This window comes from Caulobacter sp. AVps18 (genome assembly GCF_058681425.1).
Window position 1 is genome coordinate 1,208,335 of the sequence record NZ_CM178737.1, and the last position, 23,589, is coordinate 1,231,923.

The following is a 23,589-nucleotide window of genomic DNA, read 5'->3' on the forward strand; positions in this document are numbered from 1 at the left end:
ATGCCTTTGTGATCATCGACAAGCCTGTCGAGGGCGCAGCTTTGCCCGTGGGGCTGCGTCCATATCGAATAGGGTTTTGGGTTAAATTGATGAACGATAAGTCGGAAGTATCTCTGAAGTCCTTTTTCAATAAATCTTCACGAGCCAAGCTCGTTGTGACCATTGTAGGAAAAGGAAATTCTTATACGGGCATTGGCCGCCAGGCGCACTCATGGCTCGCCACCCTGTCAGGAATGCCCGATATTTCCCTTCGATTTCTGAATAGCTCGCCCGAGCTGGGCGACGACGTTTACTATGATGGTGTTGAGAAGATCACGGAGGAGCAGGGCCATGCTTCTCCAGGCGACATCGCAATTTTCACTGATGTTGTTTGGAATGGTGTAGGCGACCGAAACTTCGAAAAATGCCCATCCGCGAAGATGAAATATTGTTGTCCAGTATTCGACTCGACACAAATTCCACCCGAGTGGGTAAAAATAATAAATGGCCACTTCGACGCAGCGCTTGTCCCTGCAACATTTCTGCGCGACGTCCTTTTGCAGTGCGGCGTTGCCAAGCCTGTATTCTTCTTGCCGATAGCCCTCGATCTCACTGCATTCCTATCCGAACCCCCGAAGCCTGTAGCAGGACCTTACGTCTTTGGCGTGATCGGGGCCTATGATTTTCGGAAGAATGTACACCTCATAGCTGAGTGCTTTGAGGCCGCCTTCGGCCTCGACAATCCCGCAGTGGTTCTGCGGATGAAGTTGACCTATAATCTTCTCCCTGAAGAAGAAGCTGCAGCATTCGCGCAGAAATACCGAGGCACCAATATCGAGGTGGTCCGAGGTAAGATGGACGATGCGTCCTATATGAAATTCATTACAGACATTGACTGTATGGTGAATGTCTCGCGTGGCGAGGGATATTCAATTCCTGTGCGCGAAGCGGTTGCTTTGGGTAAGCCGTTAATTATATCTGATAACTTCGCTCACAAAGACATTTCAGGAATAGACTCTATTTCGTTTGTCCGGGCGGAGATACCTGTTCCTGCGCTATATCCGCAGATCAATGAGCGGTATTTCGGTCTCCAGTACATTCCTCACGGCATCGACGTCAAATTAGCCTTCCAGTCTGTTTATGAAGACCGTCACGCCCTTGCTTCCAAGGCCGTCGCGAACCGTGAGGCCGCCCAAGCCTGGTCCGTCGAGGCGCTGCGCGCCCTGCACCTCGCTGCCGTGGCCCCGGCGAATATCAGCGTCAGAGGGGGTGGCGATGTCCTGTCGCCCATCGGTCTGGCGACGCCGGACTCGTACTTCTATCAGCGGGCGCATGGCGTCTATGGCGATGGCGTTTGCCGGTCGGCACGCAATCCCGATCTGGTGAACCAAGGCGCAGGCAAGGTTGTCGTAATCGGCAATGACGGCGGCTTCTTCTCCCTGTTCAATAGGTACGCATCCTATCTGGTCTGGGAGAAGGATACAGATCCCTCGAAGTTAGTCCTGCCAGACTGGCGGGCGTCATCTATTCAGGAATATTTCGGGCTTTCTGGGTTTACGAGCTTTTGCTATGCGTCCCGCGAAGAGGGAAATGGATGGCTTCAACTCTTCGAGCCTTCTCCAGATGTTGAAGACGTATCAATCTACAACGATACGGCGGCGCTCTATGAAGGAGCCCACATCGCGGACGACTTTAACGAAAAGCGTGAGCCGTGGCTCACCTACACGCACGCGTACCAGCTTTACCAGATGCCGGAATTCCAGCGCTGGCGACGCTGGTACAATTTCCGCGTGGCCGAGCACATCCGGCCGGTAGCGTCGATCCAGGCCCGCATCGATAGAAATATGGCCATGCTGGCGGATGGCTATCGGATTGCGGTTCACATTCGCCACCCAAGCCACGCGATCGAGCAGCCTGGAGCAAAGCTCTCTCACATCGAGACCTATGTGAGGGCTATCAACGAGTATATTCGTCAAAATAACATCCAGAACCCACAGGTGTTTCTGGCCACCGACCAGGAATCGACCATCGAGGAAATGCGAAAGCATTTCGGAGAAAATCTACACTACGATACAGATGTAAAGCGCACGACGATTGCAGAGGATGAGTGGTTTTCGAGCCTCACCGCTGAAGAGAAGATGCGTGAGGGGCATCAAATTCAGCATCTGACGGCAGCAGATCCCAAAAACTGGTCTTCGGTCATGGCCGCAGAGGTTATTGCGGACTGTTACTCGCTCGCGGCTTGTAATGTTCTGTTCCACATAGTCAGTAATATTTCCACGGCTGCGAGCTACATCAATCCTGATCTGGAAATGATGTTCGTGGGGCAGCGTCATGATTAAGCCCGCCGATCCAACTCTGGATGAGGCAGATCTTGATCGGCTCATCGCCGAGGGAGGCCAGGGGGGTGATGATTCACAAACCTTGCGCTTGCTCCGGGCCGAGCTGGAGGCATCCGTCTCTCAGCTTGAAGTCGCGACAGAGGCTGCGGTTCTGGCCATCACTGCCCAGACCGCCCTGCGGGAAGAGCTGGAAGGGCTGCGGGCCTCAACCCAGTCGGAGATCGTTGAACTCCGCGCGCAGCTTAACGCGGCCACGCATCGTGCAACCGTCGCTGAGACCCGTTTGACAGACCTGTCTTCGGCCACGAGCGAGGCCCTTGAAAGTGAGAAGGCGCTGCGTGCGAGCCAGGACATCCGCATTCAGGCCGCGCTCGCCGAGGTCGCCGATCTGGAACCGAAGCTTGCGCTATCCAATCAACGATTGGAGCGGGCTGAGGCCAAGCGCGTGCAGCTGGAGGCCAAGATCCGCGACATGATTGCGGTTTCGCAGGCGGAAATTGCGAAGGTTGTCAGCCATACAGAACGCTTTCAGGACCTGCGTTTCGCGGATCGCGAGATCGACGGTTTGAACCACCAGTTGGCCGAGGTCACGGCTTCACGCGATGGCTGCCTCGCCGTTCTGGACGATGAGCGGCGACTGAGCGCCGAGCTTCGAGAGAGCCTTGCCGGCACCCAGGCTCACCGGGATCTGCTGGAGCACAAGATCCGGGGACTGCTCGACACCATGCGCGGTGAGGCGCAGAAAATCGTGGATCATACCGAGCGTCAGCAGGCGGCAATTGCGGCTCGCGGCCCCGGTGAAGACCGACTGTCCCTGGCCGAGTCTGAAATCGCCGCCCTTAGCGTGGAGCTCGCGGCTGCCCAGGAATCCGCCGCAGCCTCCGCTCGCGAGGCCCTGGAGAGGGTTGCCGAGGTTGAGGCGCATCACCGTGAGGACCGCCTGCGCTTGCTTGGCGAGATTCATGAGTCCACCTCATGGCGTATCACCAAGCCCATGAGGGCGGTGGTCAGTCTGTTCAAGCGCGTTTGAACCCGTCTACGGATTGCGTCAGGCCCAACGCCATCCGCTTCCAAGATCTGCACCTGCGACGCTTCCGCGTTGTAACGCCCTGAAGTGGCGAAGGAGAATTCGAGTGAGAGCATTGGTTACCGGCGGAGCCGGTTTCGTTGGCCGTCATCTTTGCCATGCGCTGCTGGAGCGCGGTTGGGACGTTGTTTGCGTAGACCCCATCGTGCCCCGCACGGGAGGGCTTCGTCCGGAGGCCTGGCCGCTCTACGATCCGAGAACCTACAAGGGGTTCACCTGGATCGAGCAGGATTGCCGGGAATACTTCAGGAAGGACGAGCATTTCGACTACGCCTTCCATCTTGCGGCGATGGTCGGCGGGCGCCTCATGATCGAGTACGATCCCCTGGCCGTCGCTGAAGATCTGGCGATTGATGCGGACTTTTTCCGCTGGGCGCTTCGCACGCGTCCGAAAAAGAACGTCTTCTTCTCGTCATCTGCGGCCTATCCGATCTCGCTCCAAACGCGAGACAACCAGCAGATCCTGTCTGAAGACATGATTGATTTCGATACAAAGCTTGGAATGCCGGACCTGTCCTATGGATGGGCCAAGCTTACGGGCGAGTATCTCGCCCGTTTGGCCCATAAAAGCTACGACATGGACATGGTTTGCTATCGGCCATTCTCTGGATATGGCGAAGACCAGGACCTGACCTACCCCTTCCCGAGTGTCTGCAAGCGCGCGCTTGAGTTCCGTGGCCAAGAAACCCTGACTGTCTGGGGGACCGGCGATCAGTCGCGGGACTTCATCCACATCAGCGACGCTATCCGCTTTGTCCTGGAATCCATGGACCTGGTCGGCAATGGCGATGCCATAAATCTCTCGACCGCGAGAAAGACGACCTTCAAGGAGTTCGCCAAGATCGCCGCCAATGCTGCCGGCTATGACCCTGTCGTTATCGGTACATCCGACAAGCCTGAAGGCGTCTTTGCCCGGGTCGGGGATACGACGTTGCAGACCAAGCTTGGGCTAAAGCCCTCCGTCACGTTCGAGGAAGGTGTAAGCAGGGGCGTTGCCTATCAGGCAAGGTTGCTTGGCCTGTAGAAGGTTCGGGCGATAGCCCCAAGCAGCCACTGGCTCGGTCTGAAGGTTTCACCTTTGGACCGAGCTGGGCCGTCCTTCACAACGCTGCCCGCTCCAATCTTCTGGCTTCACGCGCGTTTCATTCTGAAAACCGGTCCCCACCTTTCGGAACGCGGTCTAGAACGCCAGGCCCCAGGCCCCAGGCCCCAGGCCCCAGGCCTACAGGCGGCGTGCCGATTTCCTCGGTGCTGGTAGGCCTGTTGCCGGTCGGGCGGGAGCGACCCTAAGGCTTTGCCGACCGCTTGATCGTGTAGCCGAAGACCTTGACGGTGGCATTGACCGCTTCGATCCTCACCTCAAACGCTGGCAGGGCAACATTGCTCTGGAAGCTCACGGATGCGACGGACCAGCCGATGAGCGGCAAGGCGTGGTCTTCTATCGCTTTGATCTCGCCATAGTTGGCCACAACGCTCAGGAAGGCGGCACCTTCTGTCGATCCGGGGAGCGCTGTCGCTTCATAGGTCAATGCCAGTTCATACTGACCGGCAGGCAACTCCCAATGGGGACCAAAAGCCACGAGCGAGCGCTCGGCGCGCGATGTGCTAATGGCAAGCGCAGATGTGGCCGGGTCGCGCCTCAGGGCGGCGCCTGGGGCGACATACATCGCACGCGCTTCAACGCGTAGAAAATCGTCGTCGTCGCCTGTATTCCTGTGCGGCACCGTCAAGAGCATGGGCGGCGGGCTGTACTCTCCAAAGAATGGCTCGGAGAGTGTGGAAGGTGGGATTTCAGGGCGTTCGCCTGGATTCAGGGCCGCGATCATCTCCATGGGCGAGTATTGCTCGAAGGGACCTGTCAGGGTCAGCCGTTCTGCAGCGACAGCCTCTTGCTCCAAGGAGTCTTCCAGGAAGCGCGTGGCCGAAGGCTTTAGGGTCAGGGAACGAGCATGACCGGCGTGCCAGAGGCAGTAGTCGGCCAGGGCTTCAATACGCTTGAATCTTTCTTCAAGAGCGGGAAGTTGGCCAATCTTGGAGGCCCGGACCCTCGTAAGATCTAGTTCAAATTTATAATCAGACATGAAATTGTTGAGGCCGATGACTTTGTCGGCTGGCGCGTTTATCGAAAACACCGCGTCGGAAGCTTCAAGTGAATGGCGGAATTGTCTTTTCCACAAATAACTATGAATAAAATAGAGCTGGAATATGCTTAAGCTCGCAGCAAGCTCAATGTAGTAAAGCCGCTCTTCACCCAGATTGGCGCTGTTAAACGCCTTCAGCTTAACAAGCTTGGAAGCAAGCTCGCTATCGAATACGGATATGTTTTTTGCGAAAATCTCGCAAATAACAGACAGGAAGTAGAAATTGCCATTCTCGGCATTCCACATGTAAGAACGAAACTGATCAACGCACCGTCGAACTATGGACAGGTGTGCGCCTCCGCAGGCCTGCCGTATCCAGCCAATCCTGCCCTGGGTGCGGACATAGTTCAAAACCGGGCGCATGTTGCGCCCGCGGGCCATAAGTTCCAACGAGTTCAAGTACGCAAGAAGGCGACTATTCGGCTCATTTGCGCTTGCAAAATACTGCTCGTACGAAAACGACTTGCGAAATCCTTTGACACCATTCATAGGGCTAATCATCGAACGAAAACATTCGAATAGATTGTCACCCTTGCTGAGGCCCATATCCTTATTTATGCTATCATCGACTGCATGTATAATCTTCTCGCTAATATTGCCGAGATCTTCATGCAAAGGTTCGTAGAATGCCGAGTTTTGGCTTCCATCCTTGACCGCTGCCCACACCACGGTACTGCCAGTGCGAAAGCCACCGTGGATATGAATTGTGGGTAGATAACTCATAAATTTGTCTCTTACGCACACGGAGTCAAAAAACCTTCTTAATATTAACTATCAAAGCCCGCTCGCGACCACAAGCGCGCCCGCGCCGCCGCGCTCTCCCCTGCGTGAGTTCGCCGCGTTGGAGACGTGCAGGTTGATCCCCCGACGGTATGGGGTATGAGACAGGGGTCTGGCCTCGCTGCCCTTGGGCGTGGTCGCGGTCGTAGCGACGCCGACGGGCAGTCTGAATCTGAGTGTGACGAAGGTCGAAGTTCCTATGAAGAATCGTCGCTCGACTCCAGAAGACGTTCTTAACTGTTATCGACTGCTGCTGGGCAGGGAGCCTGAGCAGCCACAGGTCCTGGTCGATCGGGCCTTGGCCTACCCCTCGCAGCTCGGTCTTGTCTGCAGCTTCCTGCAAACGCCCGAGTTTCAATTCAGGTATGGCGGTGCGCTCGACGCCTCGTTCGATATTGGTCTGCTCTCGGAATATGCCACGCCTGGTCTCACTGGCGTTGCTGGCTTTGTGACAGACTTCATGGGCGGCCTGACGCGGACGGACACCATTGCCTGGGCGCATGATAAGGGCGCTCAGGTTGAGATGTTGCCAGTCCTGGGGAACCTGTTTGGGACGCTGGCGGAGTGGCTGGCGGCACTCGGCGCTGTCCAGCATGCTCTGGCACACGGGCGTGAGCGCTTTGTTGCTGTCGAGGTCGGCGCAGGCTGGGGCCCCTGGCTTGCAGTGACCGGCCGGGGGGCCAGGGCAAGGGGCATTGATTCGCTGCGGCTGATTGGCATCGAGCCTGCGCCTGAACTTTGCCACACGATGGAAAGGCACCTGGCGGACAATGGCTTTGGCGGCGAGCAGGTTAGCGTCTTAGGCGGAGCCGTCATCCCTGGGGCCCAAGCGGCTGAACACCCTATTCTGGCTCACCCGTCGATCGAATTTGGTCATAGGGCATTGGCGCGGATGCAGGGCTCTGCTCCTCAGCCCGGCTGGCGTGAGTGCGAAACAGTGGCGCTGGACGAGGTCCTGTCGAGCGAACCCGTTATTGATTTTCTTGCCCTAACAACCGGCGGGCAAGAGTGCGATATATTGCAGAGCATTGACCTTAGGGCGACGAATATCCGAACCCTGATGCTCTCCACCTGTTCGAAGCGCGACGATCTGGTGAGCTGGGAGCTGCTTGCTGCAGCAGGCTGGAGGAACCGGATTTCACAGCCCTGCCTGATGCGTCAAGACGAAGCCGATGCCTCCATTCTTCACATCCAACGGGATGGCTGCCAATTCTGGATCAAGCCCGAGGCTTGATCCAGCACGCAAGCCCCATGGTCGTCAGGGGCCAGGTGGCGCTCCTTCATTTTCGACTCATCGACAAGGCCAGTCGATGGCGTATCTGTACCTTGGACAGCAAGTCGAGAAGCGCGTCTTTCTGATCAATAACTTCCCGACGCTGCGATAGTAAATTCGAGATCCTGCTTTGATCGCGAACCTGTCTTTCGCCCAGCGCCATGAGCGTACAGCGCTCATCTGCAAGGACCTCCGCAACCTGGCCCATGAGTGACGCTAGAATTTGAATCTTGGAATTGGCGTCATTGGCGTGACTTAGTTGTAGCCTGCTGTCCCCAGGCTTTGAATCCAGATCCCTTTGGGATAACTCCGCGTCGATCTCGGCAAACACCGAACAAATGGCATCGACGCTCGAGTTGATTCTTTCATTGAAATTGGCCTCTCGCGCCAATTCCAATTCAAGGGAGGAAATCTTGAACGCAAGACCTTCTGCATCCTGCGCGTTCGTTTTCGCCTCTTGCCTCAACAGAGCTATCTCGTCTGCACACTCCGCTATCGAAATTTGATTTCGATTTGCGGCGTCGCTAACTAATTTTTGGGCTGCATTCCGAACATTCTCGAGCTCAGTTTCTAGCTCCTTGATTTTTGTGCTCGAATTCGTCTCCGCCGCATTGACCGGAAGAGGGGGCGGCGAAAGCGCGCCCTGAAGAATGGAGCGTGTGTAGAATGTATACCGGCGTTGCTCATCCCACAGCTCGTCGACCACCTTTTCGACGAAAGCCACAGCTTCTGCGGTTGGCTTGAGATCCTCAATAGCTTGCCGCAAAAAAGTATCGATCTTGACTGCCACGCCTTCGGGATCGCTGATCGGCTTCAGCGGGGCTTCGATGGTCGTCATTGCACTGGAGAGATCTATTTCCAGACCTGCCAGGGACCCAACTTTCTGTTCTATGTCTGTACGATACTCGGGATCTTTGGCTAGTCTGTTAATGTCCACAATGACATCTGCAACGCCAAAAACTGCGAGGTATAGATACAAATGCATCGCGACAAATCCAACGAATATATCGTCGTAGCTGCAGCGATCTAGCCAATCACGCTTATCGATATCGGGACGAAGGACCAGAAAGTCCTTAAGATTCTTAAAGAATCGTACGTGCTCTGAGTGTTCTATTGAAAACTTTATCGTATCTACGAAATATCTGTTTCCGTCTCTATGTTGAGCAGAATAAGAATTCCATTGCTGGAACAGATTCCTGTAAGCAAATACATGCGTCCCAGAAAACGCCTTCTTTAGAGCAATTGCTCGCCCAAGCGTCCGGTTGTCTGTAAGTACAGGAACCCGATTGCTACCCAAAGCGGCGTCTATCAGGGAGCTGACATAGTCCAGTTCTGACGCATTCAGTGATCCGTTTATGCCTACTTCTGGAATGAAGGACTTGAAAGGCATATCGGCCGAAAAGCCGTTCGCGCCACCTGAAGCTTTCAGGAGGTCGGCGAACTCGATGAAATAGGGTGCACTCTCTGGATGCCTGGACCGCCATGCGGATGGCAAAATTCTGGGTATCTCCTCGACATTGAGTGTCTCCAGAATCTCATGGAATATTTCACAATAAGCATGGGCAGCCTGATTCTGCCGAAACCTCAGCCAAAGCCAAGTGCTACCCGTCCTGAAACTGGTGTGCACAAATACTGGCGCTCCAGTCCGGGCCGATTCTCCTGAATTCGCTTCAGAATCGCCGGTCGTCGCGATCGGAGCCACATTCTTTGAAGTGGGCGAAACGCGCCGCGGCGGTCGCGGAATCTTAGAGACTTTCCTGAGTGTCATGCCCCTCTTTTCCCGCGCCGTAGTTCTTGATGCAAGTGAATCGAATGCGCCTTCTGCGAGAACCCGCGACAGGCGTTCCGTGCCTCGGGCCTGACCGCAGCGGGCTTCATCCCGTGGCGGATTGAAAACGGCTCCTCGGTCCCTTCCGGCCCGGCAGGGGGCCGAAACGGTGGCAGGATTGAGCGCTGGGGTATGCAGACGCAGGTTCGTTCTCGATCCAGGCGTAGCCCTGCCCGGATCGGCTTTGGACTGGGCGCCGGGGAGCGCCCAGGTCCTCATAGGCTGGGCACGCGTTCCACACTTGCGTCCCGGGCGCTCTAGCCAAGGCCTTCAGGCCAATCCAGGCCTTTTGAGCTGTCCGGCACGAAACGAGACAGAGCCACCTGAAGCCATGGGTCGAACCGCATTCATCCCCAGCCGCATCATCTCCCGACGCCGGCCACAGCAAAGGACAACAGGTGGGCGACCCTGGCGTGCCGGGTCGCGGCGCCTATCCCGCCGCCGCCACGGCCTCAGCCGTAATCCCGAACTCCTTGTACAGGCGCTCGAACGGCGCTGAGGCGCCAAAGCCGGTCATGCCGACAAACTGGCCGGTCTCGCCGATGAAGCGCTCCCAGCCCTGGCGCACGCCGGCTTCGACGGCGATGCGGACCGGGGCCTGGCCGAGGACCTGGGCCTGGTAGGCGGCCGGCTGCTGGTCGAACAGTTCCCAGCAGGGCACCGAGACCACGCGGGTGGGCTTGCCCTGGCCTTGCAGGAGGTCGCGGGCGGCTACAGCCACCCCGACCTCGGTGCCGGTGGCGAAGATTGTCACGGCCGCCTCGCCGCCCTCGGCCGCCAGCAGCTCATAGGCCCCCTTGGCCGACAGGTTTTCGCTGCCGGTGGTGCGCACGGCCGGGGTCTTCTGGCGCGACAGGGCCATGATCGACGGTGTGGCGGTGTGTTCCAGGGCCAGCTTCCAGCACTCGGCGGCTTCCACCGCGTCGGCTGGACGGAAGACCAGCAGGTTGGGTATGGCCCGCAGGCTGGCCAGGTGTTCCACCGGCTGGTGGGTCGGTCCGTCTTCGCCCAGGCCGATGCTGTCGTGGGTCATCACGTGAATGACCCGCACGCCCATCAGGGCCCCCAGGCGGATGGCCGGGCGGCTATAGTCCGCAAAGGCCATGAAGGTGCCGGAATAGGGAATGACGCCGCCGTGCAGGGCCATGCCGTTCATGGCCGCCGCCATGCCGAACTCGCGCACGCCATAGTGCACATAGCGACCGGCATAGTCGGGGGCGTCGAACGCCTTCATGCCCTTGACGAAGGTGTTGTTGGAGCCGGTCAGGTCGGCCGAGCCGCCGATCATTTCCGGGATGGCCGGGATCAGGTGCTCGAGGGCCGAGCCCGAATGCACCCGCGTGGCATTGACCGGCTTGCCGGCGGCGGCAGAAGCGATGTGCGCGTCGACAGCCTCGAAGGCGGCGGCGGGCAGGTCGCCCTTCATGGCCCGGGTGAAGTCCGCGCCCTGGGCCGAGGCCTTGACGCCGGCTTCCCAGGCCTTGCGGACCCGCGCGCCGCGACGGCCCACGCTCTTCCAGGCCCTGGCGATGTCGTCGGGCACGGTAAAGGGCGCCGCGTCCCAGCCCATGGCGACGCGCGAAGCGGCGATCTCGGGGTCGAACAGGGTATAGCCGTGGCTGTGGGGGTCGCCTTCTTTCGGGCCCGCGCCCTTGGAGATCAGCGTCTTGCACGCGATCATCGAGGGGCGGTCCTGCTTGGTGGCCCAGCGCAGGGCGGCGGCGATCTTGCCGTGGTCATGGCCGTCGACGACCTTGACCGCCCAGCCGGCGGCCTTGAAGCGCGCGATCTGGTCACCGGTCTCGGCGATGGTGGCGACGCCGTCGATGGTGGTGTTGTTGTCGTCAAACAGCACGGTCAGCTTGGACAGCTTCAGGCGGCCGGCGATGCTGATGGCTTCGTGGCTGACGCCCTCCATCAGGCAGCCGTCGCCGGCGATCACCCAGGTGCGGTGATCGACCAGATCCTTGCCGAACCGGGCCGACAGGTGAGCCTCGGCCATGGCCATGCCGACCGAGGTGGCCAGGCCCTGGCCCAGCGGGCCGGTGGTGCATTCGACCCCGGGCGTGTGGTGCACTTCAGGGTGGCCGGGGGTCAGCGAGCCCCATTGCCGGAAATTCTCGATCTCCTTCATCGTCATGGCCTTGTAGCCGGTCAGGTGAAGCAGGGAGTAGAGCAGCATCGAGCCGTGGCCGGCCGACAGCACGAAGCGGTCGCGGTCGGCCCAGTCGGGCTTTGAGGCGTCAAACTTGAGGAACTTGCTCCACAGCACGGTCGCCACATCGGCCATGCCCATCGGCATACCCTGGTGTCCGGACTTGGCCTTGTGGACCGCTTCCATGGAAAGGACGCGGATCGCGTCGGCCATCTTGATGGGCGAAACGGGCATGGGTTCGACTTATTTCTTTATGTTTTGCAGAGCTGCGCGAGGCGCGAGGTCGCACGACGCCCCCCGTGGGTCAAGACGCGGGGCGCTGGTCAAGCCGTTCGCGACGCGTTATAGCTTGGCCCAGACTTATGCTCACTTTTAGCATAACCTCGAAAGGTCAGCCTGTTGGGTAGCCCGTCGTTCTTCTCGCCCTGGTCTCACGGCTTTGTCCGGGTGGGGACCGCCGTCCCCAAGGTGAAACTGGCCGATCCCGCCGCCAATGCCGCCAGCGTGCTGGACCTGGTGCGTCAGGCGCAGGACCAGGGCGTGGCCGTTCTGGTGTTCCCCGAACTGGGCCTGACCGGCTATTCCATCGATGACCTGTTGCAGCAGGACGCCCTGCTGGACGCCGTCGAGGCGGCCATCGCGACCCTGGCCCAGGCCAGCGAAACCCTTTCGCCCCTGTTCGTGGTCGGGGCGCCCCTGCGTGACGGCGGACGGCTCTACAACACCGCCGTGGCCATCCAGGGTGGCCGAGTGCGGGGTGTGGTCCCCAAGAGCTTCCTGCCCAACTACCGTGAATTCTATGAGCGCCGCTGGTTCACGCCGGGCGTCGGGGTGGTCGGCAAGACCCTGACCCTGGCGGGTCAGACCGTCCCGTTCGGAACCGACATCCTGCTTCGCGCCAGCGGCCCGACACCCTTCACGATAGGCATCGAGGTCTGCGAGGACGTCTGGACGCCCACCCCGCCCAGCACCGCCCAGGCCCTGGCCGGGGCCGAGATCCTGCTGAACCTGTCGGCCAGCAACATCACCATCGGCAAGTCCCAGACCCGCCGCCTGCTTTGCGCCAGCCAGTCGGCCCGGGCCATTGCGGCCTATGTCTATTCGGCCGCTGGAGCGGGCGAGAGCTCGACCGACGTGGCCTGGGATGGCCATGCCGACATCCACGAGATGGGCGCCCTGCTGGCTGAAACCCGGCGCTTTGCGACCGGCGCGGTGATGACCTTCGCCGATGTCGATGTCGAGCGCATCCGCCAGGAGCGCATGCGGGTGGTCAGCTTCGGCGACGCCGCCAAGGAAAACCCGCCCGCGACACCGTTCCGCATCGCGCCGTTCGAGGTTTCGCCGCCCGCCGGCGATCTGGCCCTGGCGCGGCCCATCGAGCGCTTCCCGTTCACGCCGTCCGACCCGGCCCAACTGGCCGAGAACTGCTATGAGGCCTACAATATCCAGGTCCAGGGCCTGGCGCGGCGGGTCGAGGCCTCGGGTCTGAGCAAGCTGGTGATCGGCATTTCAGGGGGGCTGGATTCCACCCACGCCCTGATCGTGGCGGCCAGGGCGATGGATCAGCTGGGCCTGCCGCGCGGCAATATCCTGGCCTATACCCTGCCCGGCTTTGCGACCTCGGACCGCACCAAGTCCAACGCCTGGGCCCTGATGCGCGCCATGGGTGTCACCGCCGCCGAGATCGACATCCGTCCGGCCGCCGAACAGATGCTCAAGGACCTGGATCACCCCTATTCCCGGGGCGAAGCGGTCTATGACGTGACCTTCGAGAACGTCCAGGCCGGTCTGCGCACCGACTACCTGTTCCGCCTGGCCAACCATAATGGCGGCCTCGTCGTCGGGACCGGCGACCTGTCGGAACTGGCGCTCGGCTGGTGCACCTATGGCGTCGGCGACCAGATGAGCCACTACAACCCCAATAGCGGGGTCTCCAAGACGCTGATCCAGCACCTGATCCGCTTCGTGGCCCACTCCGGCGACGTCGATGCGGCCACCACCGCCCTGCTGGAAGACATTCTGGCCACCGAGATCTCGCCCGAACTGGTGCCGGGCGCGGCCGTGCAGGCCACCGAAAGCTTCGTGGGTCCCTATGCCCTGCAGGATTTCAATCTCTACTATTTCAGCCGCTACGGCATGGCCCCGTCCAAGATCGCCTTCCTGGCCTGGAGCGCCTGGCACGATGCCACGACGGGCGCATGGCCGGTGGGTACGCCCGACAGCGCCCGCAGGGCCTATGACCTGGCCGAAATCAAGCGCTGGCTGGAGCTGTTCCTGAAGCGGTTCTTCGCCAACCAGTTCAAGCGCTCGGCCATGCCCAACGGGCCCAAGATCTCGTCCGGCGGGGCCCTGTCGCCGCGCGGCGACTGGCGGATGCCGTCGGACGCCAAGGCCGATGTCTGGCTGGCCGAGCTGGCCGCCAATAGCTGAGGCCCTTGAAGCGCAGGGCTTGCGCCCCGTCCGTGTGCCCTGTCCGTGCGACTTGCCGTCAGACCACGATATTGAGCAGCGAGCCCGGGCGCAGGATCTTCTGCGGCTGGGCGTCGGTCTGCACGAAGGGCCGCGCAGGCGGCTGGCGTTGCGGCTGAGCCTGGGTCTGGGCCTGCATCTGAACCGCAGCCGATGCCTGGGCCGGACGCGCCGCCGCGGCATCGCCCAGCGCCGCCTGGAAGAAGGCCGAACGCGTCGCCGCCCCGCCGCCGGAAGCGGGCGTCGAGGTCGTCCTGGCCGGAACATTGGGCCAGCCTGAGGGGCGAACAGTGCTCATGACTCGACGTCTAACATGGTTAACGTAGAGTCTGCGAGCATGGTCAATGACAGGTTAACGCCAAGCGCCCGCGACCTGTTAGCGCAGGGCTATCGCGCCTTTGCCAGCAGGTCTTCGGCCGCATCCGGCGTGAGGGGGCCGGTGTGCTTGGCCAGGATCATGCCGTCTGAGCCCACCAGATAGGTCTCGGGCACGCCGGTGACGCCAAATTCCAGCCCGGCCCGGCCATCGCGGTCGACGAGGCGGGCGGCGAAGGGGTCGCCCAGGCGCGTCAGGAAGGCTTGCGTATTGGGCGGGGCGTCCTTGTAGGCCACGCCGATGATCGTCACGCCCTGGGCCTTCAGGGCCATCAGTTGCGGATGCTCTATTTCGCAGGGCGCGCACCAGGAGGCGAAGAAATTGACCAGCACCGGGCCCTGAGCGGCGTCGGCCAGCGACACGGCCTGGCCGGTGGCCAGGTCTGGCAGGGTCAGGGCCGGCATCGGCTTGCCGACCATGGCGCTGGGCGAGACCTTGGGATCACGCTTGAGGGCGTAGCCGGCGAACAGCACCGCCAGCAGGGCCAGCACGATCAGCGGCGCAAAGGCCAGCCAGCGCTTCACGCCTGCGGCTCCCGCGAAGCGGTGTCCTGTGCCTGCAACCGCTCCAGCTCGCGTTTCCAGCGGCGGGCCTGGGCCAGGCTGTCGGCGATCATCCAGGCGAAGGCGATGGCCGTGATCCCGAAGGCCGGCCACATGTAGACGGCGTATTTTCCGGCGTCGAAATCCAGGTGCATCTCAGTTTTCCGCCGCGCGAAGGGCCAGGGCCCGGGCCTTGCGCCGCCAGACCAGGGCGCGGATCCGTACCAGCCACAGCGATCCGAAGGCCGACAGATAGGCCAGGCTCATCAGGGCCCAGGGCCACAGATACACCGCCGGCAGGCGATCCCCGGGCTGGGCGAACAGGGTCGACGACCCTTGATGCAGGGTGTTCCACCACTCAACCGAGAACTTGACGATGGGCAGGTTGATCAGGCCGACCAGGGCCAGGATGGCGGCAGCGCGGGCGGCCTTCTGTTCGTCTTCCAGGGCCGAGCGCAGGGCCAGATAGCCCAGATAGAACAGGAACAGCACCAGCACCGAGGTCATGCGGGCGTCCCACTGCCACCAGGTCCCCCACATCGGCCGGCCCCACAGCGAGCCGGTGATCAGGGCCAGGGCCGTGAACACCGCGCCCAGCGGCGCGCAGGCGCGGGCGGCGGCGTCGGCCAGGGCGTGACGGAAGATCAGGGCCAGCAGGCTGGCAATGCCCAGGAACAGATAGATCAGCATGCTCATCACGGCCGCCGGCACATGGATAAACATCATCCGGACGGTGTCGTGCTGCTGGTAGTCCTCGGGCGCAGCGAAGGTCAGGACCAGACCGATAAGGCCCAGCACGCCGGCGATCACCCCGAACATCGGCGCAGCCCAGCGCGAGAACGCCATGAAGCGTTCCGGATTGGTCAGGAAATCAAGCGGGTGTCGGGCGTCCATGAAAGCTGATTAGAGCTCCGCACGAACGCCCGCAATGCGTATCAAGTCTGATCTGGTCAGCTTGCCTTGCGCTTCATGATGATGGTGCGCTCTTCCTTGCGCCCCGGGCCGGCTCCGCGCTCATGCCGGGTCTCGAAGCGCTGGACGATCATGCGCGGCTCGCCGGCCTCGGGGCCCAGGGCGTCGAAGGCCTTTTGCTGGCTGGGCGACAGGGCGGCATAGAAGGCCTTGGTTGCAGTGGCGCGTTTCTGGAAAGTCTCGGCCATCCCGGTCATGTGGGCGGCCTGTCGGTCGAGACGCTCGGGCGTGGTCAGGGGCGCCCTGTCAGCGTCCTTGCTCTCCCACTTCATCGTCTCGGCCATTTTCTGCGGCGCCGTGGCTTCCAGATAGGCCTTCAGGGCGCCGTCCTGGTCGGGGCGCAGCTGCAGCACGTCGCGCAGGCGTTTGGCGTGGACTTCCGGATCGGCCGGCTTGCCGCGATGCATCAGCATCATGTCGTGACCGCCCATCATCATGGCGTCCATCGGCGGAAGGGGCGGAAGGGGCGGAGCGGGCGGTGGCGGCGGCGGAACCTGGGCATTGGCGACGCCGGCACCGGCGAGGGTCAGAACTGCGCCGGCCGCGAGGGCCAGGCGGCGCATGGAGGTACGCATGATGGGGGCTCCCTGATGAACTGTGCAGAGAGCTTGACCAGCGCATATGGCGTGAAAATGTCAGTTTGAATGAACAATGTTTCACGAATGACGTGAAGAGGTGAGCACGCCCCCGCTGTCATCCCGGCCCGACCCAGGCGGTCCCGCATAGCCCCTGCGCGGTTTGCGGGATGCCAAGAGTCAATCAGTCCAGCGCGTTGCGACAGGCTGCGGCCATGGCCAAGGGGCTCAAGCCCACCGCCGCCGCGCAATAGGCCAGCATCAGCCAAAGGCCCGCCGTCCACGGCAGGCCGCCGGCCAGGGCGTCCAGCGCGCCGGCCCCGAAGATCACCGGCGGCACATAGAGCGGCAACACGATCACCGCCACCAGCAGGCCGCCCCGGCGACTGCCGAGCGCCAGGCTGGCCCCGAGGCCGCCGAGGAAAGCGAAGGCCAGGCCCCCGGCCAGGGCGCACAGCATCAGGAGCGGGATGATCTTTGGATCGGCCCCCAGGGCCAGGGCGGCCAGCGGCGCGGCCAGGGCCAGGGGCGCGCCCGAGGCCAGCCACTGGGCCAGGCACTTGGCCACGGCCACAGCTTCAAGTGAGGCGGGCCCCAGGGCCAGCAGGTCCAGCGCCCCGTCCTCGAAATCACGTTCGAACAGACGCTCCAGCGACAGCAGGGCCGCCAGGGCCAGGGCCAGCCAGGCGATGCCCGGCGCAATGGCGACCAGGCGTTCGGGCGCACGGCCCGTTGCCATCGGCAGCAGGGTGACGACCCCGGCATAGAAGGCCAGGGCCAGCAGCGGTCCGCCGCCCTTGCCCCAGGCCAGGGCCAGTTCGCGGCGCAGTAGGATCAGGAAGGCCTTCATCCGCCCACCTCAATCACGCGAGCCGGGACGGGCAGGGGATCATGCACGGCCGCCAGGATCATGCCGCCGCCGGCCAGATGGCGGGCCATCACCGCGCCGAACGCCTCGCGATGGCCGGCGTCCAGCGGGGCCATCGGCTCGTCCAGCAGCCACAGGCTGCGCGGGCTGGCCACCAGCCGCGCCAGGGCCAGGCGGCGGCGCTGGCCGGCTGACAGGCGCCGCACCTCCAGCTCCAGCAGGCGGTTCAGGTCCATGGTCCTGGCCGCCTCGCGGGCCCCGGCCTCGGTTCCGCCTGTCCACAGGGTCTGGAAGCGCAGTTCCTCCCAGGCGGTGCGGGTGGATTTGAGGCCGTCCTGATGGCCGACCATGTGCAGATGCTCGGCCCGGGCGGTTTCGGCCTCGAGGTCTTCAAACGTGATCTGTCCGGCGTCGGGGCGCAGCAGGCCGGCGACCGCGCGCAGAAGGCTGGTCTTGCCCGCGCCGTTGCGGCCCGTCAGGGCCACGGCATCGCCCGCCCGAGCCGTCAGGTCGAGCCCGGAAAACAGGCGCCGCTCGCCGCGCGAGATCGCCAATTCCTTTATGAGAACAGCTCTCAACATGCCAAGTCCCTGCCGCGCGCATGGACGTTGAACACGAGCAGCGCTAAGAAGCCCTCGGCCGTCCCCCTCCAACTTGTCAGGGGCGTACGCGGCGCGGGGATGGACGCTGTGGGTCCGCCTCGATCGCGCGATCCCGGGAGTGGTTTTCGGGCGGCCGTGGACAGAGAAGGGATCTCCCGAAATGGCGTCTGTAGACAGCCTTAAAGCCCGCCGCGAGCTTGTCGTCGGCGGCAAGACCTACGTCTATTACAGCCTTCGCGCCGCTGAGGAAGCCGGTCTGACCGGTGTTTCGTCGCTGCCGGTGTCGATGAAGGTGCTTCTGGAAAATCTGCTGCGCAACGAAGACGGTGTTTCGGTCAACGAAGCCGACCTCAAGGCCGTGGCCGCCTGGACCGCCAACAAGGGTTCGGTCGAGCACGAAATCAGCTTCCGCCCGGCGCGGGTGCTGATGCAGGACTTCACCGGCGTGCCCGCCGTCGTCGACCTGGCCGCCATGCGCGACGCCATGGTGGCGCTGGGCGCCGACCCGGCCAAGATCAACCCGCTCAACCCCGTCGACCTGGTCATCGACCACTCGGTGATGGTCGACAATTTCGGCGACGCCAAGGCCTATGACGCCAACGTCGCCCGCGAATATGAGCGCAACATCGAGCGTTACCGCTTCCTGCGCTGGGGCTCGTCGGCCTTCAACAACTTCCGCGTCGTGCCCCCCGGCACCGGCATCTGCCACCAGGTGAACCTGGAATATCTGGCGCAAACCGTCTGGACCAATGATGTCGAAGGCGAAACCGTCGCCTATCCCGACACCGTCGTCGGCACCGACAGCCACACCACCATGGTCAATGGCCTGGCCGTTCTGGGCTGGGGCGTGGGCGGCATCGAGGCTGAAGCGGCCATGCTGGGCCAGCCGATCCCGATGCTGATCCCGGAAGTCATCGGCTTCAAGCTGACCGGCGCCATGCCCGAAGGCGCGACGGCCACCGACCTGGTGCTGACCGTCACCCAGATGCTGCGCAAGAAGGGCGTGGTCGGCAAGTTCGTCGAATTCTACGGCGACGCCCTGGCCAGCCTGACCCTGGAAGACCAGGCGACCATCGCCAACATGGCTCCGGAATATGGCGCCACCTGCGGCTTCTTCCCGATCTCGGCCGCTACCGTGGCCTATCTGAAGGGCACCGGCCGTTCGGCCGAGCGCGTCGCCCTGGTCGAAGCCTATGCCAAGGAACAGGGTCTGTGGTGGGAGCCGGGCACGCCCGAGCCGACCTTCACGGACGGCCTGGAGCTGGACCTGTCGACGGTTCTGCCGTCGCTGGCCGGCCCCAAGCGCCCGCAAGACCGGGTTCTGCTGACCGACGCCGCCTCCAAGTTCGCCGAGTCGCTGGCCGGTGAATTCGGCAAGGCCGAGAACCCCGAGCTGCGCGCCCCGGTCGAAGGCGAAAACTTCGACGTCGGTCACGGCGACGTGGTCATCGCGGCCATCACCTCGTGCACCAACACCTCCAACCCCTCGGTCCTGATCGCCGCCGGCCTGCTGGCCAAGAACGCGGTCGCCAAGGGTCTGAAGGTCAAGCCGTGGGTGAAGACCTCCCTGGCCCCCGGCTCGCAGGTGGTCACCGACTATCTGCTCAAGGCCGGCCTGACCAAGCACCTCGACGCCCTGGGCTTCAACCTGGTGGGTTATGGCTGCACCACCTGCATCGGCAATTCGGGCCCGCTGCCGGAAGCCATCAGCAAGACGATCAGCGACAACGACCTGGTCGCCTGTAGCGTGCTGTCGGGCAACCGCAACTTCGAAGGCCGGGTGAACCCCGACGTTCGCGCCAACTACCTGGCCTCGCCGCCGCTGGTGGTGGCCTATGCCCTGGCCGGTTCGATGAAGATCGACCTGGCGACCCAGCCGCTGGGCCAGGACAAGAAGGGCAACGACGTCTTCCTGAAGGACATCTGGCCCTCGAACGAAGACATCGCCGTTCTGCAGCGCAAGTCGGTCACCGAAAAGATGTTCGCCAGCCGTTACGGCGACGTCTTCAAGGGCGACAAGAACTGGCAGGGCATCAAGATCACCGGCGGCCAGACCTATGCCTGGGAAGGTGACTCGACCTACGTTCAGAACCCGCCCTACTTCCCCAACATGTCGATGACCCCGACCCCGGTCACCGACATCGTGGAAGCCCGCGTCCTGGCCGTGTTCGGCGACTCGATCACCACCGACCACATCAGCCCGGCCGGTTCGATCAAGGCCTCCAGCCCGGCCGGTCAGTACCTGATCGACAACGGCGTGCAGCCCATCGACTTCAACGGTTACGGCGCGCGTCGCGGCAACCACCAGGTCATGATGCGCGGCACCTTCGCCAACATCCGCATCCGCAACCGCATCACCCCGGACATCGAAGGGGGCGTGACCAAGCACTTCCCGTCGGGCCAGACGATGTCGATCTACGACGCGGCCATGAAGTACCAGGAAGAGGGTCGCCCCTCGGTGGTCTTCGCCGGCAAGGAATACGGCACCGGCTCGTCGCGTGACTGGGCCGCCAAGGGCACCAAGCTGCTGGGCGTCCGCGCGGTGATCACCGAAAGCTTCGAGCGCATTCACCGCAGCAACCTGGTCGGCATGGGCGTGCTGCCGCTGCAGTTCATCCAGGACGGCTGGCAGAAGCTGGAACTGACCGGCGAAGAAATCGTCTCGATCCGTGGCCTGACGGACCTGGCGCCGCGCAAGCAGCTGATCGTCGAGCTCTATCGCCCGTCGGACGGCCGCATCGCCCGCTTCCCGGTTCGCTGCCGCATCGACACCCCCACCGAGCTTGAATATTTCAAGAACGGCGGCGTGCTGAACTACGTGCTGCGCAACCTGGCCAAGGCCGACTAAGCCTTCTCCTGTTGATCGAAAAAGCTCGGCCCGCCGGATCCTCTCCGGCGGGCCGAGTTCGTTTTTGGAAAGAACCCCGCCCTTCACGGCCTCGTGAACGGCTATCCGGGGCGTTCTTGGCTTAAGTGACCCATAATGCGTAAGGCCGCCCTTTCCCTGTTCTGTCTGGCTCTCTCGGGCCTCGCCACGACGTCCGCCTGGGCTGCAAAGCCCCCGGCCAAGCCGCCCGTGGTCGTCGAGCTGTTCACCGCCCAGGGCTGCTCGTCCTGTGGCAAGGCCAACCAGGTTGCGGCCGATCTGGCTGACCGCGAGGGCGTTCTGGCCCTGACCTATTCGGTCGACTACTGGGACTATCTGGGCTGGAAGGACACCTTCGCCAAGCCGGTCTTCGCCGACCGCCAGCGGGCCTATGTCAAGAAATTCGCCCTGCGCGACGTGCCCACGCCCCAGGTGGTGGTCGGCGGTCGCGTTCAGGCGTCGGGTGCCAAGGCCGAGGCGGTCGAGGACCTGCTCAAGACGGCCGCCAAGGCCCCGTCCAATCCGCCGGACATGGAATTTGTCGGCCAGACCCGCGTCGCCGTGGGCTCGGGCCCCGCCCCGCGTGGCGGCGGCGAGGTGTGGCTGGTGCGCTTTGACCCGCGTCAGCAGGACATTGCGGTCAAGCGCGGCGACAACAGGGGCCAGACCCTGGTTCACCGCAATGTGGTGCGCGAACTGGTCCGACTGGGCTCCTGGTCTGGTCGTCCCCGGCTGTACCGTCTGCCGAAGCCGGCCTATGACGGTCTGGATTCGGTGATCATCGTGCAGGGCGCCAAGGGCGGCCGTATCATCGGCGTGCTGCAAACCCCCAAGACCTGATCCGGCGATCGCGCCAGCCGCAGGACGCAAAAAACCCGCGCGACCGGGGGATGGATCGCGCGGGCTCATTTTGCACAGTCCAGATTTGAGGGCTCTGGATCGTCAGGCGGCCGGTCCCGAAACCGGGGCGGGCTGGGGGGGCTGTTCAGGATCCGCGATCCCGGGCCGACCGGCTGACCCTTGCTTTATGACGGGCCAAACAGGCGGTCACGCGTCCGGATAAAGGTCGTTTCGCGGCCGGTTGCGGCGCGGATGTGACCCATGGACAAGCTCGAGACGAAGGCGCTTCAAACGCCAAAAAAGCCCGCGCGGCTGGGGGGAAAACCGCGCGGGCCTCATAGGGGAGGGGATACTGAAGTCTGTCGGCTGACCGGCCCGCAATCGAGGGGGGCTGGGGGGGCTGTTCAGGGTCCAGGACCGCGAGATGTCCGATCAGCCGACACTGAATTTATGGCGGCGCAAACAGGCGGCCGAAGGTCGAAATTAAGGTCCTTTCAGGGCCGCTCATGACTGGCCTGTAGCATTCTCCTGCGGCGTGGCGCTGCGGCCACGCTCGCCAGCGCAGGTGATTTGGGTTTAGGATTCGTCCGATGACGCTGGAGTCTCATCCCCCGTCCGCCTCTTCGCCCGGTGGCGTGACCTTTTTCGAGCGGCGCGAGCTGGATCAGCTGATGCGTCTGTACGGCCGAATGGTCGCGGCCGGCGAGTGGCGCGACTATGGCATTGCCGGCCTGGCCGACTACGCGGTGTTCTCGATCTTCCGCCACGCCGCCGAGGCTCCGCTCTATCGCGTCGAGAAGCGCCCGGCCCTGGCCCGCAAGCAGGGTGCCTGGGCGGTGATCGGCCAGGGCGGCATGATCCTCAAGCGCGGCCACGAGCTGGCCCAGGTGCTGAAGGTGTTCGAGAAGGGCAAGTTCTCGGTGGTCGACTGAGGGTTTGCCTGGCCCACGAAAAAGCCCCGGCGGTTTCCCGCCGGGGCTTCTGTCGTCTGGACTGCTTCAGGCTTTAGCGGCGAGCGCCGAACAGGCTGAGCAGGAACTGGAACATGTTGATGAAGTTCAGATACAGGTTCAGAGCGCCGTAGTTGGTGGCCACCGCCATCGAGTTCTGGTCGCCGCCCATCTGATAGTAGCTCATCTTCAGGTTCTGGGTGTCGTAGGCCGTCAGGCCCGCGAAGATCAGCACGCCCAGCACGCTGATGATGAAGCTGAGACCCGGCAGGTTCAGGAACATCTGGGCCAGCGAGGCCAGAACCAGGCCGATCACGCCCATGATCAGGAAGCTGCCGAAACCCGTCAGGTCCTTCTTGGTGGTGTAACCGAACAGGCTGAGACCGCCGAACGCAATGGCGGTGATCAGGAAGGTCGAGGCCACCGAGGCGCCGGTATAGACCAGCAGCCAGACGCCGGCACCCGCGCCGATCGAAGCGACCAGCGCCCAGTAGAGCGCGCCGGACGACCGGGCAGTGGGGTTCTTCATGGCGAACATCGCCACCAGCATCATGGCCAGCGGGGCGAAGCGCACGATGGTGCCGGCCATGGTGAAGCCGGCCAGACGGCCGTCCGGGGTCAGCACATAGAGCAGGCTGGCCACCGGCTGGTAGGCGCTGGTCAGGAAGGCGAGGCCGGCGGACAGCAGGAGACCCAGGGCCACCTTGTTGTAGACGCCGAGCATGAAGCTGCGCAGGCCGGCGTCAACCGACATGTCGGCGCGATCCGCCGGGATCGCACGCGCATAGCCGCGGTTGAGGTCGTTCATCGAGGGAAAACCCTTTGATTGCATCACGCCCGAAATGGACGCCTGACGAATATCGTTATCTGTTGGCCTTCGCGCAAGGGATGGCTGTTGAGGCGCGCGCCAGACCGCCTAAATAGGTTCAATTGAAAACGAGAAA

At 62.6% G+C, this 23,589-nt stretch carries 19 protein-coding genes; 8 read left to right on the forward strand and 11 right to left on the reverse strand.

All coding sequences use genetic code 11. From position 1 onward, the window contains the following. Nucleotides 1-8: 8 nt before the first annotated feature. The 3 genes from ACW179_RS05830 to ACW179_RS05840 all read left to right on the forward strand — a co-directional run bounded on the left by ACW179_RS05830 (nucleotide 9) and on the right by ACW179_RS05840 (nucleotide 4,432). Nucleotides 9-2,321 carry a glycosyltransferase family protein gene (locus ACW179_RS05830; protein WP_492063356.1) on the forward strand — a complete coding sequence of 771 codons (2,313 nt, stop codon included), beginning with the start codon at nucleotides 9-11 and terminating at the stop codon, nucleotides 2,319-2,321. Beyond that, on the forward strand, nucleotides 2,314-3,351 hold the full coding sequence (locus ACW179_RS05835; protein WP_492063357.1) for a hypothetical protein: 1,038 nt from the start codon (nucleotides 2,314-2,316) through the stop codon (nucleotides 3,349-3,351). The genes ACW179_RS05830 and ACW179_RS05835 overlap by 8 nt, the downstream gene beginning before the upstream one ends. A 103-nt stretch (nucleotides 3,352-3,454) precedes the next feature. Beyond that, entirely contained in the window at nucleotides 3,455-4,432 is a 978-nt protein-coding gene (locus ACW179_RS05840; RefSeq protein WP_492063358.1) for an NAD-dependent epimerase/dehydratase family protein, read from the forward strand. Nucleotides 4,433-4,694: 262 nt separating this feature from the next. On the opposite strand, the gene ACW179_RS05845 is transcribed toward ACW179_RS05840, so the two are convergent. Next, complete coding sequence (locus ACW179_RS05845; RefSeq protein WP_492063359.1) at nucleotides 4,695-6,272, reverse strand: hypothetical protein; 1,578 nt, start codon at nucleotides 6,270-6,272, stop codon at nucleotides 4,695-4,697. A gap of 235 nt (nucleotides 6,273-6,507) precedes the next feature. Here ACW179_RS05845 and ACW179_RS05850 point away from each other — a divergent pair, with 235 nt between their 5' ends. Then, on the forward strand, nucleotides 6,508-7,563 hold the full coding sequence (locus ACW179_RS05850; protein WP_492063360.1) for a hypothetical protein: 1,056 nt from the start codon (nucleotides 6,508-6,510) through the stop codon (nucleotides 7,561-7,563). Nucleotides 7,564-7,609: 46 nt separating this feature from the next. Here the strand turns inward: ACW179_RS05850 and ACW179_RS05855 are convergent, their stop codons facing one another. Further along, nucleotides 7,610-9,370 carry a hypothetical protein gene (locus ACW179_RS05855; protein ID WP_492063361.1) on the reverse strand — a complete coding sequence of 587 codons (1,761 nt, stop codon included), beginning with the start codon at nucleotides 9,368-9,370 and terminating at the stop codon, nucleotides 7,610-7,612. A gap of 490 nt (nucleotides 9,371-9,860) precedes the next feature. Beyond that, the gene (tkt, locus tag ACW179_RS05860) at nucleotides 9,861-11,819 is read right to left on the reverse strand and encodes a transketolase (protein ID WP_492063362.1); all 1,959 of its coding nucleotides are present in this window, start codon (nucleotides 11,817-11,819) and stop codon (nucleotides 9,861-9,863) included. A gap of 165 nt (nucleotides 11,820-11,984) precedes the next feature. Here tkt and ACW179_RS05865 point away from each other — a divergent pair, with 165 nt between their 5' ends. Then, a complete protein-coding gene (locus ACW179_RS05865) occupies nucleotides 11,985-14,015 on the forward strand; it encodes an NAD(+) synthase (RefSeq protein WP_492063363.1) in 2,031 nt (676 codons plus the stop codon). 58 nt (nucleotides 14,016-14,073) lie between these two features. Here the strand turns inward: ACW179_RS05865 and ACW179_RS05870 are convergent, their stop codons facing one another. The 7 genes from ACW179_RS05870 to ccmA form a co-directional block, all read right to left on the reverse strand. Continuing rightward, nucleotides 14,074-14,352: a hypothetical protein gene (locus ACW179_RS05870; protein ID WP_492063364.1), complete on the reverse strand. Its 279-nt coding sequence runs from the start codon at nucleotides 14,350-14,352 to the stop codon at nucleotides 14,074-14,076. Between the two features lie 89 nt (nucleotides 14,353-14,441). Continuing rightward, nucleotides 14,442-14,954 carry a DsbE family thiol:disulfide interchange protein gene (locus ACW179_RS05875; protein ID WP_492063365.1) on the reverse strand — a complete coding sequence of 171 codons (513 nt, stop codon included), beginning with the start codon at nucleotides 14,952-14,954 and terminating at the stop codon, nucleotides 14,442-14,444. Continuing rightward, the gene (gene ccmD, locus ACW179_RS05880) at nucleotides 14,951-15,127 is read right to left on the reverse strand and encodes a heme exporter protein CcmD (RefSeq protein ID WP_492063366.1); all 177 of its coding nucleotides are present in this window, start codon (nucleotides 15,125-15,127) and stop codon (nucleotides 14,951-14,953) included. Before ccmD ends, ACW179_RS05875 begins: the two co-directional genes overlap by 4 nt. A gap of 1 nt (nucleotide 15,128) precedes the next feature. Then, nucleotides 15,129-15,866, reverse strand: a complete 738-nt coding sequence (gene ccmC / locus ACW179_RS05885; RefSeq protein WP_492063367.1) for a heme ABC transporter permease CcmC — start codon at nucleotides 15,864-15,866, stop codon at nucleotides 15,129-15,131. Nucleotides 15,867-15,922: 56 nt separating this feature from the next. Then, nucleotides 15,923-16,519, reverse strand: a complete 597-nt coding sequence (locus ACW179_RS05890) for a Spy/CpxP family protein refolding chaperone (protein ID WP_492063368.1) — start codon at nucleotides 16,517-16,519, stop codon at nucleotides 15,923-15,925. A gap of 184 nt (nucleotides 16,520-16,703) precedes the next feature. Then, nucleotides 16,704-17,369 carry a heme exporter protein CcmB gene (ccmB, locus tag ACW179_RS05895; RefSeq protein ID WP_492063369.1) on the reverse strand — a complete coding sequence of 222 codons (666 nt, stop codon included), beginning with the start codon at nucleotides 17,367-17,369 and terminating at the stop codon, nucleotides 16,704-16,706. After that, entirely contained in the window at nucleotides 17,366-17,968 is a 603-nt protein-coding gene (gene ccmA / locus ACW179_RS05900; protein WP_492063370.1) for a heme ABC exporter ATP-binding protein CcmA, read from the reverse strand. Before ccmA ends, ccmB begins: the two co-directional genes overlap by 4 nt. 181 nt (nucleotides 17,969-18,149) lie before the next feature. Between ccmA and acnA the strand changes: the two genes are divergently transcribed. From acnA to ACW179_RS05915, 3 genes are all read left to right on the forward strand, one after another. After that, nucleotides 18,150-20,837 carry an aconitate hydratase AcnA gene (acnA, locus tag ACW179_RS05905; protein WP_492063371.1) on the forward strand — a complete coding sequence of 896 codons (2,688 nt, stop codon included), beginning with the start codon at nucleotides 18,150-18,152 and terminating at the stop codon, nucleotides 20,835-20,837. A gap of 135 nt (nucleotides 20,838-20,972) precedes the next feature. Continuing rightward, complete coding sequence (locus tag ACW179_RS05910; RefSeq protein ID WP_492063372.1) at nucleotides 20,973-21,695, forward strand: DUF1223 domain-containing protein; 723 nt, start codon at nucleotides 20,973-20,975, stop codon at nucleotides 21,693-21,695. 590 nt (nucleotides 21,696-22,285) lie between these two features. After that, nucleotides 22,286-22,627 carry a DUF2794 domain-containing protein gene (locus tag ACW179_RS05915; protein ID WP_492063373.1) on the forward strand — a complete coding sequence of 114 codons (342 nt, stop codon included), beginning with the start codon at nucleotides 22,286-22,288 and terminating at the stop codon, nucleotides 22,625-22,627. Between the two features lie 73 nt (nucleotides 22,628-22,700). On the opposite strand, the gene ACW179_RS05920 is transcribed toward ACW179_RS05915, so the two are convergent. After that, nucleotides 22,701-23,453, reverse strand: a complete 753-nt coding sequence (locus ACW179_RS05920) for a Bax inhibitor-1/YccA family protein (protein ID WP_492063374.1) — start codon at nucleotides 23,451-23,453, stop codon at nucleotides 22,701-22,703. Nucleotides 23,454-23,589 lie beyond the last annotated feature (136 nt).